Origin of the sequence: Pseudomonas sp. 2822-17, from assembly GCF_002742485.1 — a bacterium.
Taxonomy (GTDB): Bacteria; Pseudomonadota; Gammaproteobacteria; order Pseudomonadales; family Pseudomonadaceae; genus Aquipseudomonas; species Aquipseudomonas cyclaminis.
Window position 1 is genome coordinate 1 of the sequence record NZ_LJRZ01000613.1, and the last position, 247, is coordinate 247.

At 32.8% G+C, this 247-nt stretch carries 1 protein-coding gene; it reads left to right on the plus strand.

Annotated elements, in window-relative coordinates:
* A partial coding sequence (locus AOA60_RS23590; RefSeq protein ID WP_143522529.1) for an enoyl-CoA hydratase/isomerase family protein occupies positions 1-247 on the plus strand: 247 nt, incomplete at both ends.

The window sequence follows — 247 nt, forward strand, 5'->3', positions numbered from 1 at the left end:
GTCCTGAAAAACGGAACGCTGTTGATTTTGATGTAATTAAATTATTGGAAAAATACTTACAAAAATTTCGAAACAATAAGAAGATTTCACTGCTAATTATCCGAGGTGAAGGAAAAGGTTTCTGCTCAGGTGGTGATTTAGAAGCCTTTCACCAATTGAAAACTTCTTCTGAAGCTAAAAAAATGTTACAACCTATGTGTGAAGTTTTGAAAAGTATAGTAACATTTCCAGCCATAACCGTATCATA